Here is a 14560-nt window from a genome sequence, read left to right on the forward strand (position 1 = left end):
TTTGCAAAAAATGTGATAAAACTAACCGCTTGTAATTTATATTATGACCAAAAAATTCACGCCTTTTTCTGATGAAGATCACGCAATTCTTGCTTCTTACTTCCCCATTGTAGATGGCATTGCCGCTCTTATCGGCGAGCATTGTGAAATTGTTCTCCATTCATTAGAGTTTCTTGAACATTCCGCGATTTATATTGCAAACGGACACAATACCAATCGTAAAATTGGCTCACCGATTACTGACCGTGCGTTAAAATCGCTACATCATATGGCAACGGATAGCGTGTCTAAGCCTTATTTCACCAAAGCAAAAGGCGGCGTGTTGATGAAATCTATCACGGTGGCTATTCGTAACGGCAAGCAGCACGTTATCGGACTGTTGTGCATTAATATCAATTTAGAAGTGCCGACTTCGCAATTCCTCAGCTCCTTTATTGCTCCGCAAGACGAAGCGGCAGATGTTACCTTTGCCAGTTCGGTGGAAGATTTAGTAGCTCAAACCATTCAAACCACCATTGATGATGTGATGGCGGATCGAACGATTTCTAACAATAATAAAAATCGCCAAATCGTAATTTCTCTGTTTGAAAAAGGCATTTTTGATATTAAAGATGCGATTAACCAAGTAGCTGAGAAGCTGGATATTTCTCGCCACACGGTTTATCTCTACATTCGCCAAATCAAGCAACCGGAGAAAGGGGAGAGTGATTAATGGACTATGTATTAGCGATAAAATCTCCCGTTTATGGCTCGCAAGGGGCGTATTTAGCCTACCAAGTGGCGGAAGAATTATTACAAGCAAAGCACAATATTCGCCAAGTATTCTTTTTTCAAGAAGGCGTAAGTAATGCCAATACATTGGTTAATCCTGCAAGTGATGAAATTAATTTAATCGAAAAATGGCAAAAATTAGCCGAATTACACCGCTTGCAACTGCATTTGTGCATCGCCGCCGCTCAGCGTAGAGGCATTGTGGATGAGCAAACTTCCTCTTCCGCCACCACCAATTTAGCACAAGGTTTTACCCTCGCAGGGCTTGGTGAATTCAGCCAGGCTGTATTAAAAGCGGACAGACTTCTCACGTTTTAAAATGAAAAAATATAAAATTGCTTTTCTTTTTACCCAGCCTCCTTTTGGTTCATCAGTTAGCCGTGAAGGGCTAGATGCCTTACTTGCGGCAAGTGCATTTTGTGATGAGCAAGAGCTCGCTATTTGCTTTATCAATGATGGCGTGTTCAATTTAATTTCAAATCAACAGCCGGAACAAATTCTGCAAAAAGATCATATCTCTACGTTTAAATTGTTAGATCTTTATGATTTAAGTGAATGTTTTGTCTGCCAAGAGAGCGTGAATGTGCGTAGATTGGAGAATGCACGTTGGATATTGCCAAATGTTCAATGTAAAACGCAAGCTGAAATAATGATGTTACTCAATCAAGCTGAAAAAGTGATGACTTTTTAAGGAATACAATGCTTTATACCCTTTCCAAAGCACAATATGATGATGAAATGCTTAGTCTGTTACATCATTTGAATGACAATGATGCCGTCATTTTATGGCAAGATGGCGTGTTACAAGCGGTCAAAAATCCACAATTTTTTGCAAATTTGCCCCGTTGTTATCTCTTAGAACAAGATGTTATCGCAAGAGGATTACAACAAACTCTCTCTGAATTTCGCACCATTTCATTAGCAGAATGTGTGAAATTAACTGAACGTTATTTTCCTCAAACAGCATTGTAATTTTCTTTGTAATGGCAAATAAATTGAATTATGATGGGAGCTACTTTAAAAGGAGGAGTTATTATGAGAACAAAATACCTTGTTTCTTTACTTGCAGTTGCCCCTGTTTTTGCTGTGGCACAACAAAATGATCCAAATTGGGTTGATCAGCAACATAGCAAAGCCAGTAATACATTGGACCGTTGGGCAAATAATATTAACGATTGGTTAGGCGAAGCTGACCCAGACAAGCCCGGTACGGCTTCTTTGCGTGTTATGCTAGACAGCCGCTGGGATAAATATGACAAATTTACCGTTAAGCCTCGTGTTCGCGGTAAAATCAAATTGCCCGTATTAAAAAAACATCTAAATGTGGTATTTGGTGATGACGAGCTTGATAATGAATTAACCGATAAAAACCACGTTGGAAAATTATACAAAGATATTAAGGCTAACAAACGTTATAATTCCCGCGAAGCAAGAGATTCTAACGCTTCTATCGGTTTACGTTGGTCTGATGGTATTAAAGCATTAGGGATTGAAACCGATTTTGACGTTGGTGTTCGTTCCGGTAGCGATATTTTCGGGCGTGTCCGTGTTAGTAAAGATTGGAAAATTACCGACCAATTTACTACTCGTTTAGAACAAATCTATCGTTATGGTTCGGAGAGTAAGCACTATTTACGCACAAACTTTGAAAATAAATATAATGAAACGGATACAACCTTCATTATGAATCATACTCATTTTGAGTATCGTAATGATTTAGATGAAGAAAGAAGCTGGGGAAACAGTTTATATCGTCAGCATAACTTCAAACCGCTTACGCATATCAGTTACGGTATCAGCTTCGGTGGACGTTTAGATAAAGATTTATCAAGATTTAATCACTGGGGACCATTTGTAACTTACCGCCAACCAATTTGGCGTAATTGGCTCTTTATCCAACCGGAAATTAGTTTCTACAACGATAAAGATAAAGATCGTAAGCACTTTATTCACACATTTGTACGTTTAGAAGCGATTTTCTAATTTCTATCTATAAATTACAAGCGGTTGATTTTACAAAATTTTTGGGATAGTGGACAAAATTGAGTCTGATTTCCCAATGAACTAGCCATAGTGGACATTTTTGAGTCTGCTATGGCTTTATTTTCAACTCTTTTGGCAAACAAAATCCTTTATAAACATCATCTTATGTTCATCAGTTAGTCCTTGATGTGGCACTAATTTGACTTTCATTTGTCTAAAAAATGACTCCACCAAGTTGGTTGTATGTGCAATGTTTAACTCGGGATACGCTTGATAGGTAAATAGATAGTTTATGCTACGTTTTAAACCCCAATAAGCACTCCGTAATCGCTTATGTTTAAATCGTTTTGGGTTGGTTGCAGAATGTTCATTGAAATAACCTTTATGTTTATTTAACCATACAGATAGGGCTAGAGTAAGTGTCTCTTGTGTTTGAAATTTAAGTGAGTAATAAAGCGATAGTAGCTCTTTTCCTGCCTCTGATTTTGGTGATTTTGTTAAATAAAAAATACCTCGCCCGATTTGATGGAAGTGGCACATTTGGGTAGGAATATTGGGGTAAGCATTTAATAATCCTCTTCTTCCATCACAGGTAATTGATTGAATGTTAATTCCTTTTTCAATTAACGCTGAGATAGCGTCAAAATAATATTGATTTTTCTCCGCAGAAATAAAGTGAAAATAAATCGGCTTTAAAGATAAGGAATCCATTAGGATAAGTACAGCAAAACGTTGTTTAAAGTGAGTGGTATCCATCACGATATTTACTGTTTGAGGAAGAGATTTTTGCTCGGCTTTTGTCGCTTTTTCGAGATGCCTTCTAATCGTCCGTTCAGAACATTGGTATTCAAAAGCAAGTTGTTGAATCGTTTGTTTTTGAGAACTGTACTTAAACCAAATTTCTTCGGAATTAAGTCGCTTAGATGCGACAAAGTTACGGTTACAATCAAGGCATTTATAGCGTTGGATACCGTTAATTTTACCGTATTTTTTGAGATTAAAAGATGAGCAGAAAATGCAATTTTTTAGGCATTTTTATAAAAAGTAGGTTAAAGCCTTATATTACAAGGTTTTAACCTAATTTACAGACTCAATTTTGTCCACTATACCAAATTTTTTACAAAATCAACCGCTTGTCTATTTAATCTAATTAAATAATCCCTTGTCTTTCTAATTTATTTAAGAAATAAGGTATCTGTTTACGCCAAGTCGGCCAGTCGTGGTCGATATCAAAACCCCAATAATCAAACCAAGCCTCAATACCTTTTGCCTTAAAGGCTTCTTGTAGGCGACGGGTATCTTCAACGTGTTGTTCTTCCCAAGCACCTTGTCCAACGGCAATAACATAATGGTTTTGACGATAACGATCTAAGAACCAATCATCGTTTTGTCCCCATACATAATCAATCGGCGAGTTAAAATAGACCGCTTGATCACCATAAAATTCGCCTGTGAAGAAACGTGCATCGTAAACACCGCTTAACGCAATAGCAACATCAAATAAATCAGGGTGGCGTAGGGCAAAATTCACCGTATGGAATGCTCCCATACTGCAACCTGTCGCCATCATTGTGCCATTCCATTGCGATTCGTGGCGTATTAACGGCACAAGTTCGTGAATAATGTAGCGGTCGTAAGCATTGTGAGCCAATGCCATATCGTGTCCTGATTTATGCTTAGATAACCAAGATTCTGCATCATAAGAGTCCGGCGTATAGAATTTAACCAAACCTCTTTCGATAAATGAACGGCACGCATCAATCATACCAAAATTGCCATATTCATTTTCATTACCGCCTGATGACGGAAAAACAATAACGGGTTTGCCTGCGTGTCCGTAAACGTTGAATGACATCTCACGCCCTAATTCGCCACTCCAGTGGCTTCTTTTTTCAAAATGCATAGTTCACCTCTTATTGCTTAGCTTGTGCGAATTGTGCGATTTCACGCATTTGTTCCATTGTTTCAGTGCGAGCTAAAATGCCTTTCTCGCCCATTACTTTGGCAAATACGCCCGGTACAGTTTGCACGCTGATAATATTGCCTGCAAACTTCTCACATACGGCTTCAATTGAATTTACATAGTTTTGATTTGCTTTGCGAGAAATATAAACCACATTCCAAGGGTGTTGAATATCTGAGTAGAATTTGTTTTCTTTCACAATATTTGCAAATTCACGGAATACATCAAAATCGTTGGCGTAGTTCCACATATCAATGGTTAAACCACCCGGTGGACGGCAATTAATTTCAAGTGGCAATATTTCGTCTTTTTTACTGCCTTTCACACGGAAAAATTCAAAGTGGAAAAAGCGTTCTTTGACGTTAAAAGCGTCCACACATTTTTTACCCATTTCAACTAATTTTGGTGAAATTTCGCGTGGCACGTAGTAATACATATCACTATCTTTAGATACGGTATCTAATACCGCTTCAGAATATTCCAGGCTGGAGTAGAACACAATATTGCCTTGGTGGTCGGTTAAACCGTCAAAGGTAATAATATCGCCATCAATAAACTCTTCCATAATGTATTCAACGGTTGGCGTTTTATAACCAAAAAAGGCTTCTAATTCTTCAGCAGATTTAATTTTATAAGTATCGCTTGCTCCGACGCCTGAGTTTGGCTTGATGATCACCGGGAATTTTAATTCTTTCGCTAATTTGCGAGCATCTTCATCATTTTTGAACACTCGACCTTTTGCCACTTTTAAGCCTGTTTTACGGAAAACTTCTTTCATTTGGGCTTTGGTTTTAATTGCCAACATATCGTCAGTTTTATAACCAAACACGTTAAAGTCGGTACGCAATTTGGCATCCAATTCCAACCAATACTCATTGTGCGATTCAATGCGATCAATCCGCCCATATTTGTGAGCAAAATAGGCAACTGCACGGTAAACCTGTTCATAATCTTCCATATTATCGACACGATAATATTCCGTTAAAGAATTACGAAGGTTTTCGCTAAGCGATTCATAAGGTGCATCGGCAATACCTAAGGTATTAAAACCCGCTTCACGCAAACGAACGGCAAAAGTTTCAAAGTTCGTAGGGAAGTGAGGGGAAATCATCACAAAATTGAGTGGTCTGGACATAAGTTTTCCTTTTGAGTTTGCATATTATTAATTCAATAAAGTGATTGTAGGCTAAATTAATTAAATTGCAAAATATATTCAAACAAATAACTTTGCAACAAAAAATAAACTTTTAAATAACGTGTGTTTAATGATTTTGGAATTGATATTTAACAAAAAAGTAACCTTATTAATTTACTAGGATATTTTTCACAAACTCGCACTATTTCTAATTTACATCACAATGGCTATCTATTATGCTAATTGTATTCATCAGTGCTGATACTGGTAAATTACAACATCAATCTATCTAATGGGAGATTTAAAATGGCTGAACAAATTGTTCCTTCAAATGAAGCTATCTTAAAAGCAGTACAAGATACCTTAGTGATTTCAACTACCGATTTACAAGGTGTAATTACTTACGCTAACGATCTTTTCTGTCGTTTAACAGGTTTTTCTCGAGAAGAGTTAATTGGACAACCTCACAATATCGTTCGCCACCCAGCAGTGCCGAAAGAAGTTTATAAAAATATGTGGGATACCATTCAAGCAGGTAAAATTTGGACGGGTATCGTACCAAACTGCGGTAAAGGTGGTGTAGTTTATGTGGTTGATACCACCGTTCAGCCAATGTTTGATGAAGCAGGCAATATCACAGGTTACATCAGCGTTCGCCGTGTAATTAACGATTTAATGACAAACTTTGAAGCAGTAGAAACAGCCAAAGAAATCTTTGATGACTTCTACGGCGAATAATTAAAAAGCTAGGATTGCGTGTAAAAGAAGCTCTCTTTTGCACGCAATTTTTTATTCCTTTTAGTTTTCGAGGAGTTTTTATGTCTCTCATTACCCATATTCACATCGCTTATGGTTCAGAGTCTGGCAACGCAGAGAAACTTGCCCAACAGTTAGCCCAACAACCTTTTTTAAATCACTACTCAATGAGCCTTTCCACCCTTAATGAAACGGATTTAACCACTTTCAAACCAAATAGCTTATTGCTGGTTTTAACCAGTTCATTTGGTGATGGCGAACCACCTGAAAATGCTGATGAATTTGCAGAAAAATTGGAAAATTTGACCGCTTGTAATGTGAAATATGCCATTTTCGGACTGGGTGATATTACTTACGATAAATTCTGTGGCTATAGCAAACAATTAGACTGCTTATTGCAGGCAAAACAAGCCCAAGCCGTGATTGAAAGGGTAGATGCAGACCTAAATTATCAAGAAATCTTTAAACAGTGGTTGCCACTTGTGCAGCAGGTTTTAACTCAGCTTAATGAAGCTCCGCTAACCCATCAGCTTTCTGTACAAGTGTATGGAGAAGATGCGACTTATCAAGCAGAAGTGCTAGAAATTAAGCATTTAGCCAATTCAAATCCGCCTGTTTATCATCTTCGATTATCGCTTAAGAATAGCGGTATTTTCTATCAAGCAGGGGATTTAATTTATATCAAAGTAAACCAGCCTGAACAGCTGTTAAACCAATATGCTGAGTGGTTTGATGATACACAGGCTCTTGATGTACTACGCAATAAAGAATTACGCTTATTAAGTAAAAATGTGCTGCGTGATATTCAAAAAATTTGTGGCAGCCAAGCGTTAAAAGACTTAACGAAAATTTCCAACAAAAAAGCACTAGAACAATATTTATACGGACGAGATTTATTAGATGTGCTACAAGATTTTGACCCGAACAAAACCGTTACATTAGCGGATTTAGAGCCGATGTTATCCAACTTATCCGCTCGTGCTTATTCAATTAGCTCTTGTGGTAAAACGCACTCTGATTATGTGGATTTATGCGTTCGACACGTCTATTATGATTTAAACGGCAGAGCTTACCAAGGCACAGCGAGCGACTATCTAGCCAAATTACAAGCGGGTGAATTTGTTTCAATTTTTGCAAAAGCAAATCCAAACTTCCGTTTACCTGAACATTTAAATGCTCCTGTAGTAATGATTGGTTCCGGTACAGGTATTGCACCGCATATTGCCTTTTTACAAGAGTTAGAAAGCCAATATCAAAATGTGGAAAGCTACCTATTTTTTGGGGAGCGTTATCGTTCGAAAGATTTTCTCTATCAAGCAGAATTGGAAAACTATCTCGCCAACGGCACATTAACGCAACTATTTACTGCATTCTCACGCGATCAGGCGGAGAAGTTTTATGTGCAAAACGCTTTAGCTAACCAAGCCGAACTCGTTTGGAAATTGATTCAACAGGGGGCTTATTTCTACATTTGTGGAAGTAAGGCAATGAGCAAAGCCATTGATGCGGAAATCATTAAAATTGCGGAAGAAATCGGCGGTCAGCCTTATGTGGATGATTTTAATAATATCATTGCAAAGCTTGTGGCAGAAGGGCGTTTAATGCGAGATGTATATTAATCTTTAAAACTCCTCAATGAAAAAGGCACAAAACTGAATTTGTGCCTTTGTGTTTTGCAAAAAAATGTGAAAATTTTACCGCTTGCCGAACATTCCGCCTAAGTTGCCAAGACCACCTAAGCCTCCCATTCCTCCGCCCATTAAGCCTTTCATTCCACGCATCATTTTCGACATTCCGCCTTTACGCATTTTTTTCATCATACGCTGCATATCGTCAAATTGTTTGAGTAGTTTATTGACATCTTGTACCTGTGTACCTGAACCGAGTGCGATACGGCGACGGCGTGAGCCTTTGATAATATCCGGGTTAGCTCGCTCTTTTAGCGTCATAGAGTTGATGATCGCTTCCATTTTCACGAACATTTTGTCGTCCACTTGATTTTTAACGTGATCAGGTAAATTTTTCGCTCCTGGGAGTTTGTCTAACATCGACATCATTCCGCCCATTTTCTTCATTTCGATAAGCTGCTCACGGAAATCTTCAAGGGTGAAATCGTCCCCTTTCTTGAATTTTGCCGCCATTTTCTCAGCTTTTTCTTGATCGACCGAACGTTGTAAGTCTTCAATTAACGACATTACATCGCCCATACCTAAAATACGGGAGGCAACACGATCAGGATGGAACGGCTCTAACGCATCGGTTTTCTCGCCCACACCCAAGAATTTAATCGGCTTGCCGGTGATTTGGCGGATAGAAAGTGCCGCACCACCACGAGCATCACCATCAACTTTGGTGAGAATTACCCCGGTGAGCGGTAATGCTTCATTGAACGCTTTTGCCGTATTTGCCGCATCTTGACCGGTCATTGCATCAACGGTAAACAAGGTTTCAATCGGGTTCAGCACAGCGTGAATTTGTTGGATCTCTTCCATCATCTCGCCATCAACATGCAAACGACCGGCGGTATCGACAATCAACACATCAAAGAAATTGAGTTTAGCGTGTTTGAGTGCAGCTTCAGCAATCGCTACCGGCTTTTGACTGGTTTCGGTAGGGAAGAAGTCCACTTTTAACGCTTCAGCAAGCGTTTGGAGCTGTTTAATCGCCGCCGGGCGGTAAACGTCGGCAGAGACCACTAATACTTTTTTCTTGTGGCGTTCTTTTAAGAATTTCGCCAATTTGCCGACCGAGGTGGTTTTACCCGCACCTTGTAAACCCGCCATTAAAATGACCGCAGGCGGTTGAGCCGCAAGGTTGAGTTCCTCATTGGCTTCGCCCATCGCACTTTCTAATTCGCTTTGGACGATTTTTAAGAATTCTTGACCCGGAGTGAGGCTTTTGTTTACCTCAACGCCTACTGCACGCTCTTTGACCTTATTAATAAAATCACGCACCACAGGTAGGGCAACATCCGCCTCAAGCAATGCCATACGCACTTCACGCAGGGTGTCTTTAATATTTTCTTCGGTTAAACGACCTTTACCCGTAATGTTACGCAGGGTTTTGGAAAGTCTATCGGATAGGTTCTCAAACATATTGGGTTCTCAATGTGCAAAATTTTAGAAAAAAATGACCGCTTGCAAGCGGGAAATTACGGACATTATACAAAAAAAAGCGGTGGGATTATAGGGAAATAAAAAAACGACATAGGGGTTTAGGCTATGTCGTAAAATTTGACGATATTCGAGGAATCATTATTATTTAATTATTGTGTTGAGGATAATACTCCGAATACTTCTTAAAAGTGAAGTAAAATTTTCATATTTGTTTCAGAAATGAGAGGTAAATCACATAATTTTTTATAATTTTATGCACAGCAGTTAAAACGATTAAAAGAAAGTGCGAAAAAGGAAAAAGCCCCGATAATTTCTTATCAGGGCTTCAAAATATGGCTCCTCCTGCGGGACTCGAACCTGCGACATATGGATTAACAGTCCACCGTTCTACCGACTGAACTAAGGAGGAATAGATGGTGCCTCGAGGCGGAATCGAACCACCGACACGGGGATTTTCAATCCCCTGCTCTACCGACTGAGCTATCGAGGCAACTCGTCATTTGCGGAGTGCATTATGCTGATTTTTTAGGGCTTCGTCAAATATAATTATCAGAAATTTAACCTTTTTGATCGCATAATACTAAAAATTGAACAATCTCATTCAATTGTGCATTTGTAAAAAGTAAAAACCCCGATAATTTCTTATCAGGGTTTCAAAATATGGCTCCTCCTGCGGGACTCGAACCTGCGACATATGGATTAACAGTCCACCGTTCTACCGACTGAACTAAGGAGGAATAGATGGTGCCTCGAGGCGGAATCGAACCACCGACACGGGGATTTTCAATCCCCTGCTCTACCGACTGAGCTATCGAGGCAACGTCGTTGCGTGGTGCATTATGCTGATTTCAGTCCCCAACGTCAAACACTTTTTGCTGAATTTAAAAAAATGCCTGTTTAAATGTGCTTTTTTTATACTTTTAGGCTAAAAAACAACATAATTCACGCATTATCGAATATTTCGATATTTTTCTCTCGCTGTTGTTACTTTTCTTAAATAATTTCTTGCTTGAGAAGATGGGTGAGCGGTGGTTAAAATACGATAAACCGCATCGGCAGATAAATCGTTAATTCTATCAATTGCCTCATACTTATCGGAATCAAACACCCGCAATACCGCTCCGGCACCACTGTTATAGGCAGAAATCATTGCATAGCGTTTTGCAACAGGGTCAGCAATGCCATCTAAGTATTCATCACGCAAAATAGTTAAGTAGAGCGTACCTGCATCAATATTATTTGATGGATTATAGAGATATTCACGGCTTGGTTGCCCCCCCATACCTTTACGGGCAAAAATATCACGTCCAGCAGTACGAGGCACAACCTGCATCAAACCAATTGCATTCGCATAACTTACCGCATAAGGGTTGAATGCCGATTCCACTTCCATAATCCCTAAAATGAGGCTTGGCTCAATGCCATATTGTCTCGCCATTTTACGCACAAGCGGTAAGTATTGTCTTGCACGGACTTCAACGTGCCCTTCCACCATTTTAATCGCTACATACATCGCATTTCGACCATTTTTTAAGCGACGAGTTTGGGCTTTATGTTGAATAAGATAGGTAGCAAAATCATTTGCAAGAGCGACATTAGTAATATCGCGACCGAATTGATCTTTTATCTGACCTTTTAAGAACGGATTTGTACTAATTGGCACATCGCCTGATGCAAACAAGTCAATGCCTTTAGGATCTCGACCCATTAATAAAGTGTGAACAATGGAGTTGCGGAGATGATTTTGATCGCCTAAGGTCTCAATAGTAATCACCCCTTCTTCAAAGGAAATGTGGCTACGAGTGTAGAATTTATCCGTATATTTTACGTAATCTTTTTTACTCGCCACTAAAAGCTCATTACTTCCCCAAATATCATCAATATTATGAGAAAACTGACCGGTTAAAATATCTAACCCATTAGTATCTTTTGAATAATCTACACGAGTAGATTTCGGTTTTTTACCACTGGAAGATTTATTGCTTCCACAGGCAATAAGAAAAGGAATAATTGCCAGCATTGGCAAATATTTTGCATATTTTTTCATTTTGAATTTAACCTTGAATTATTCGATTGGCTTGTAGCCTTCAATGACGATTTCTTTACCTTCAAACAAGAAATTGACCATCTCTTCTTCAAGTAATTTGCGATGTTCCGGATTCATCATACTGAGTTTTTTTTCATTAACGATCATTGTTTGTTTTTTGATCCACTCAGACCACGCTTGTTTGCTGATAGTATCAAAAATACGTTTGCCGAGTTCGCCCGGATACAGTTGAAAGTCTAAGCCTTCGGCATCTTGTTTTAGGTATTCGCAAAATACGGTACGAGCCATAATCTAATCCTTAATTTTTGTTTGTTACGCTAAACGCCAGTTCATCTAAAATGCGTTTAACCGGCGTGGCTAAACCTATTTCATTATGTTGGCTGAAATCATACCAATAATCCGCCTCTGAAGATACAGTAGAAAGGTAATTTCCTGCGTTTTCTTCTGCCACAAGCGGTAAGATTTTAGCTATTTTTTGCACATTTAGATCTACCAAAATGGGGGTGATATCTAAATGAAAATGGCTGAATGTGTGTCTAAAAGTGGTTAATTGTTGCGAAATTTGTAAATTTCCTACTAAATCTGACCGCTTGAGTTCCTCTAAACTGCCAAATTGTGGAAAGGCAAATAATCCACCCCAAATACCTTTTGCTTCCCGCTTTTGTAATAACACTTTTGAGCCATTTTTCAGAATTAAAAAATAGGCTTGGCGTTCGGGGAGCGTTTTCTTTGGCTTCTTGGCTGGGAATTTATCCCACGCTTGCATTGTATTTGTTTGGCAATGTTCTTGTAACGGGCAGAGCAGGCATTTGGGCTTAGAGCGAGTACAAATCATCGCCCCCAAATCCATCATTGCTTGGTTAAAATCAGCCACCTGTTCCGTTGGCGTAACACTTTCACTTAACTGCCAAAGTTGATTTTCAACCGCCTTTTCGCCAGCCCAGCCTTCCACCGCAAAATAGCGGCTTAACACACGTTTAACGTTGCCGTCTAAAATCGGGTGCGGAGCATCTAACACCGAAGACAAAATCGCCCCCGCTGTACTTCTCCCCACACCGGACAATGCCAACACATCATCAAATGTTGTGGGAAACTCACCACCAAATTCATCTCGAATCTGCTGTGCTGCTTTATGCAAGTTTCTCGCTCGTGCGTAGTAGCCCAAGCCCGTCCATAAATGCAGCACTTCATCAATAGAGCCATTAGCTAAGTCAGTAACAGTTGGAAATCGTTCCGTAAAACGTGCAAAATAAGGAATAACGGTGGCAACTTGAGTTTGTTGCAACATCACTTCTGACAACCAAACTTTATACAAGGTTTTATTTTGTTGCCAAGGCAAATGTTTACGCCCGTATTGCTCAAACCAAGCTAATACAGATTTTGCAAATGGATCAGACACTTTCGCTGTTGCTAACGGATATTGTGAAGAATTGCTATTCATTAAACATCTTGAAATCGAAAAAAGAAATCATCATACTGCAAGCGGTTGTTTTTGCCAAAAATTTTACACATCGAGGAAAAAATGAAATCTCCTATTCTAGGCTTCCACCACGTTGCTATGATTGTGTCGGATTATGAAAAATCCAAACATTTCTACACCCAGATTTTAGGTGCGGAAATTATTGAAGAAACCTACAGAACCGCACGAGATAGTTACAAATTAGACTTACGTTTTCAAGACGGCTCGCAAATTGAATTATTTAGCTTTCCGGTTACGCCACCTCGCTTTAGCTCGCCTGAAACTTGCGGATTACGTCATTTGGCATTCAAAGTTGAAAACATTGAACAAGCCATCGCCTTTTTAGAACAGCACAATTTGGCACACGAAGGCATTCGCCTTGATGATCTTACCGGCAAACGTTTCACCTTTTTCCGAGATCCTGACGATCTACCGCTAGAATTTTACGAGATCTAAAATGGTATATTTACTGATTGCAACCTTAATTTGGGCAAGTTCATTTATTGTGGGTAAAGTGGCGATTGCTGAATTTGACCCTGTGCAAATTATGCAAATTCGGCTGACGCTGGCGGCATTTATCGCTCTGCCGTTTTTTATGCGAGCCTATCGAAAAATTCAGCAAAATCAGCAAATTAAAGTTTGGTTGATTAGTTTTCTTACTTTTCCGCTCTGTGTAATCTTGCAATTTTCAGGTTTGAAATTAACTTCAGCGGCGAGTGCGGTTGCATTGCTTGGGCTAAATCCGCTTTTAACGGTATTGGTGGGCTATTTCTGCTTTAAAAAACGGGCAACAAGGCTAGATTTTATCTTAAGTTTGTTCGCTTGTGTCGGCATTCTAATTATGGCAGCAGGGAGTGATGATAGCGGTTCAATTAATATGCTGGGGCTATTGCTCGTAACGTTAGGCAGTTTGAGTTTTATTATTGGAATGTATCTCAGCAAAGACATTTTACAATCCGTTAAAGTTACAGATTTAACCAATATCACACTAGTACAAGGGGCAATTACCGCTTTACCCATCACATTATTCTTCGCCGAAGATTGGCAATTGCCAACCGGATTGTCGGCGTGGGCGAGTGTGATGTATCTCGGTATTATTTGTACCAGTTTAGCAATGTTGTTGTGGAACAAAGGCATTAGCCAATCATCCCCTATTCTCGCAGGCATTCTGCTTGCTCTTGAGCCTGTGTTTGGATTATTAATGGCGTTACTCTTTTTATCGGAGCAACTGAGCTTTATCACTTGGATTGGTATTATTATCGTCATTTGCACAGCGTTACTTTCTGTTTTTCTGCCGATGATGAAAAGATACAAGCGGTCATTTTAAAAG

Annotated in this window: 16 protein-coding genes and 4 tRNA genes; 9 read left to right on the forward strand and 11 right to left on the reverse strand. The window is 39.3% G+C overall.

Annotated elements, in window-relative coordinates; all coding sequences use genetic code 11:
• Positions 1–43: 43 nt before the first annotated feature.
• The 5 genes from X781_RS00670 (at position 44) to X781_RS00690 (ending at position 2754) form a co-directional block, all read left to right on the forward strand.
• Complete coding sequence (locus X781_RS00670; RefSeq protein WP_025235082.1) at positions 44–712, forward strand: helix-turn-helix transcriptional regulator; 669 nt, start codon at positions 44–46, stop codon at positions 710–712.
• The gene (gene tusD / locus X781_RS00675) at positions 712–1089 is read left to right on the forward strand and encodes a sulfurtransferase complex subunit TusD (RefSeq protein ID WP_025235083.1); all 378 of its coding nucleotides are present in this window, start codon (positions 712–714) and stop codon (positions 1087–1089) included. The genes X781_RS00670 and tusD overlap by 1 nt, the downstream gene beginning before the upstream one ends.
• Before the next feature lies 1 nt (position 1090).
• Positions 1091–1462, forward strand: a complete 372-nt coding sequence (gene tusC, locus X781_RS00680; RefSeq protein WP_025235084.1) for a sulfurtransferase complex subunit TusC — start codon at positions 1091–1093, stop codon at positions 1460–1462.
• A gap of 8 nt (positions 1463–1470) precedes the next feature.
• The gene (gene tusB / locus X781_RS00685) at positions 1471–1743 is read left to right on the forward strand and encodes a sulfurtransferase complex subunit TusB (RefSeq protein ID WP_025235085.1); all 273 of its coding nucleotides are present in this window, start codon (positions 1471–1473) and stop codon (positions 1741–1743) included.
• Between the two features lie 63 nt (positions 1744–1806).
• On the forward strand, positions 1807–2754 hold the full coding sequence (locus X781_RS00690; RefSeq protein ID WP_025235086.1) for a hypothetical protein: 948 nt from the start codon (positions 1807–1809) through the stop codon (positions 2752–2754).
• A 123-nt stretch (positions 2755–2877) separates the two neighbouring features.
• Here the strand turns inward: X781_RS00690 and X781_RS00695 are convergent, their stop codons facing one another.
• From X781_RS00695 to X781_RS00705, 3 genes are all read right to left on the reverse strand, one after another.
• The gene (locus tag X781_RS00695) at positions 2878–3771 is read right to left on the reverse strand and encodes an IS256 family transposase, variant Zn-binding type (protein ID WP_442914790.1); all 894 of its coding nucleotides are present in this window, start codon (positions 3769–3771) and stop codon (positions 2878–2880) included.
• A gap of 133 nt (positions 3772–3904) precedes the next feature.
• Positions 3905–4657, reverse strand: a complete 753-nt coding sequence (locus tag X781_RS00700) for an esterase family protein (protein WP_025235088.1) — start codon at positions 4655–4657, stop codon at positions 3905–3907.
• Positions 4658–4667: 10 nt separating this feature from the next.
• Complete coding sequence (locus X781_RS00705) at positions 4668–5852, reverse strand: ATP-grasp domain-containing protein (RefSeq protein WP_025235089.1); 1185 nt, start codon at positions 5850–5852, stop codon at positions 4668–4670.
• A gap of 306 nt (positions 5853–6158) precedes the next feature.
• On the opposite strand from X781_RS00705, the gene X781_RS00710 reads away from it, so the two are divergent.
• Both X781_RS00710 and X781_RS00715 read left to right on the forward strand, forming a co-directional pair.
• Positions 6159–6590, forward strand: a complete 432-nt coding sequence (locus X781_RS00710) for a PAS domain-containing protein (protein ID WP_025235090.1) — start codon at positions 6159–6161, stop codon at positions 6588–6590.
• Between the two features lie 80 nt (positions 6591–6670).
• On the forward strand, positions 6671–8227 hold the full coding sequence (locus X781_RS00715) for a diflavin oxidoreductase (RefSeq protein WP_025235091.1): 1557 nt from the start codon (positions 6671–6673) through the stop codon (positions 8225–8227).
• Positions 8228–8302: 75 nt separating this feature from the next.
• Here X781_RS00715 and ffh read toward each other — a convergent pair whose 3' ends face one another.
• The 8 genes from ffh to mutY all read right to left on the reverse strand — a co-directional run bounded on the left by ffh (position 8303) and on the right by mutY (position 13212).
• On the reverse strand, positions 8303–9703 hold the full coding sequence (ffh, locus tag X781_RS00720; RefSeq protein ID WP_025235092.1) for a signal recognition particle protein: 1401 nt from the start codon (positions 9701–9703) through the stop codon (positions 8303–8305).
• A 354-nt stretch (positions 9704–10057) separates the two neighbouring features.
• Positions 10058–10133, reverse strand: a tRNA-Asn gene (locus tag X781_RS00725).
• Between the two features lie 5 nt (positions 10134–10138).
• Positions 10139–10214 (reverse strand) — tRNA-Phe (locus X781_RS00730).
• A gap of 171 nt (positions 10215–10385) precedes the next feature.
• Positions 10386–10461, reverse strand: a tRNA-Asn gene (locus X781_RS00735).
• 5 nt (positions 10462–10466) lie between these two features.
• Positions 10467–10542 (reverse strand) — tRNA-Phe (locus X781_RS00740).
• 131 nt (positions 10543–10673) lie between these two features.
• The gene (gene mltC / locus X781_RS00745; protein ID WP_025235093.1) at positions 10674–11771 is read right to left on the reverse strand and encodes a membrane-bound lytic murein transglycosylase MltC; all 1098 of its coding nucleotides are present in this window, start codon (positions 11769–11771) and stop codon (positions 10674–10676) included.
• A gap of 18 nt (positions 11772–11789) precedes the next feature.
• The gene (locus tag X781_RS00750) at positions 11790–12059 is read right to left on the reverse strand and encodes an oxidative damage protection protein (protein ID WP_025235094.1); all 270 of its coding nucleotides are present in this window, start codon (positions 12057–12059) and stop codon (positions 11790–11792) included.
• A 10-nt stretch (positions 12060–12069) separates the two neighbouring features.
• Positions 12070–13212 (reverse strand): A/G-specific adenine glycosylase, encoded by a 1143-nt coding sequence (mutY, locus tag X781_RS00755; protein WP_025235095.1) that lies wholly within the window; start codon positions 13210–13212, stop codon positions 12070–12072.
• Positions 13213–13293: 81 nt separating this feature from the next.
• Here mutY and gloA2 point away from each other — a divergent pair, with 81 nt between their 5' ends.
• Entirely contained in the window at positions 13294–13686 is a 393-nt protein-coding gene (gene gloA2, locus X781_RS00760) for an SMU1112c/YaeR family gloxylase I-like metalloprotein (protein WP_025235096.1), read from the forward strand.
• A 1-nt stretch (position 13687) separates the two neighbouring features.
• Positions 13688–14557: a DMT family transporter gene (locus tag X781_RS00765; RefSeq protein ID WP_025235097.1), complete on the forward strand. Its 870-nt coding sequence runs from the start codon at positions 13688–13690 to the stop codon at positions 14555–14557.
• The last annotated feature ends 3 nt before the right edge of the window (positions 14558–14560 follow it).

The sequence above is a fragment of the Mannheimia sp. USDA-ARS-USMARC-1261 genome (genome assembly GCF_000521605.1).
GTDB lineage: Bacteria > Pseudomonadota > Gammaproteobacteria > Enterobacterales > Pasteurellaceae > Mannheimia > Mannheimia indoligenes.

Bases quoted from the DNA above. Each gene is read 5' to 3' on its own strand.
- X781_RS00670 (WP_025235082.1), top strand. From the start codon at position 44: ATGACCAAAAAATTCACGCCTTTTTCTGATGAAGATCACGCAATTCTT.
- tusD (WP_025235083.1), top strand. From the start codon at position 712: ATGGACTATGTATTAGCGATAAAATCTCCCGTTTATGGCTCGCAAGGG.
- tusC (WP_025235084.1), top strand. From the start codon at position 1,091: ATGAAAAAATATAAAATTGCTTTTCTTTTTACCCAGCCTCCTTTTGGT.
- tusB (WP_025235085.1), top strand. From the start codon at position 1,471: ATGCTTTATACCCTTTCCAAAGCACAATATGATGATGAAATGCTTAGT.
- X781_RS00690 (WP_025235086.1), top strand. From the start codon at position 1,807: ATGAGAACAAAATACCTTGTTTCTTTACTTGCAGTTGCCCCTGTTTTT.
- X781_RS00700 (WP_025235088.1), bottom strand. From the start codon at position 4,657: ATGCATTTTGAAAAAAGAAGCCACTGGAGTGGCGAATTAGGGCGTGAG.
- X781_RS00705 (WP_025235089.1), bottom strand. From the start codon at position 5,852: ATGTCCAGACCACTCAATTTTGTGATGATTTCCCCTCACTTCCCTACG.
- X781_RS00710 (WP_025235090.1), top strand. From the start codon at position 6,159: ATGGCTGAACAAATTGTTCCTTCAAATGAAGCTATCTTAAAAGCAGTA.
- X781_RS00715 (WP_025235091.1), top strand. From the start codon at position 6,671: ATGTCTCTCATTACCCATATTCACATCGCTTATGGTTCAGAGTCTGGC.
- ffh (WP_025235092.1), bottom strand. From the start codon at position 9,703: ATGTTTGAGAACCTATCCGATAGACTTTCCAAAACCCTGCGTAACATT.
- mltC (WP_025235093.1), bottom strand. From the start codon at position 11,771: ATGAAAAAATATGCAAAATATTTGCCAATGCTGGCAATTATTCCTTTT.
- X781_RS00750 (WP_025235094.1), bottom strand. From the start codon at position 12,059: ATGGCTCGTACCGTATTTTGCGAATACCTAAAACAAGATGCCGAAGGC.
- mutY (WP_025235095.1), bottom strand. From the start codon at position 13,212: ATGAATAGCAATTCTTCACAATATCCGTTAGCAACAGCGAAAGTGTCT.
- gloA2 (WP_025235096.1), top strand. From the start codon at position 13,294: ATGAAATCTCCTATTCTAGGCTTCCACCACGTTGCTATGATTGTGTCG.
- X781_RS00765 (WP_025235097.1), top strand. From the start codon at position 13,688: ATGGTATATTTACTGATTGCAACCTTAATTTGGGCAAGTTCATTTATT.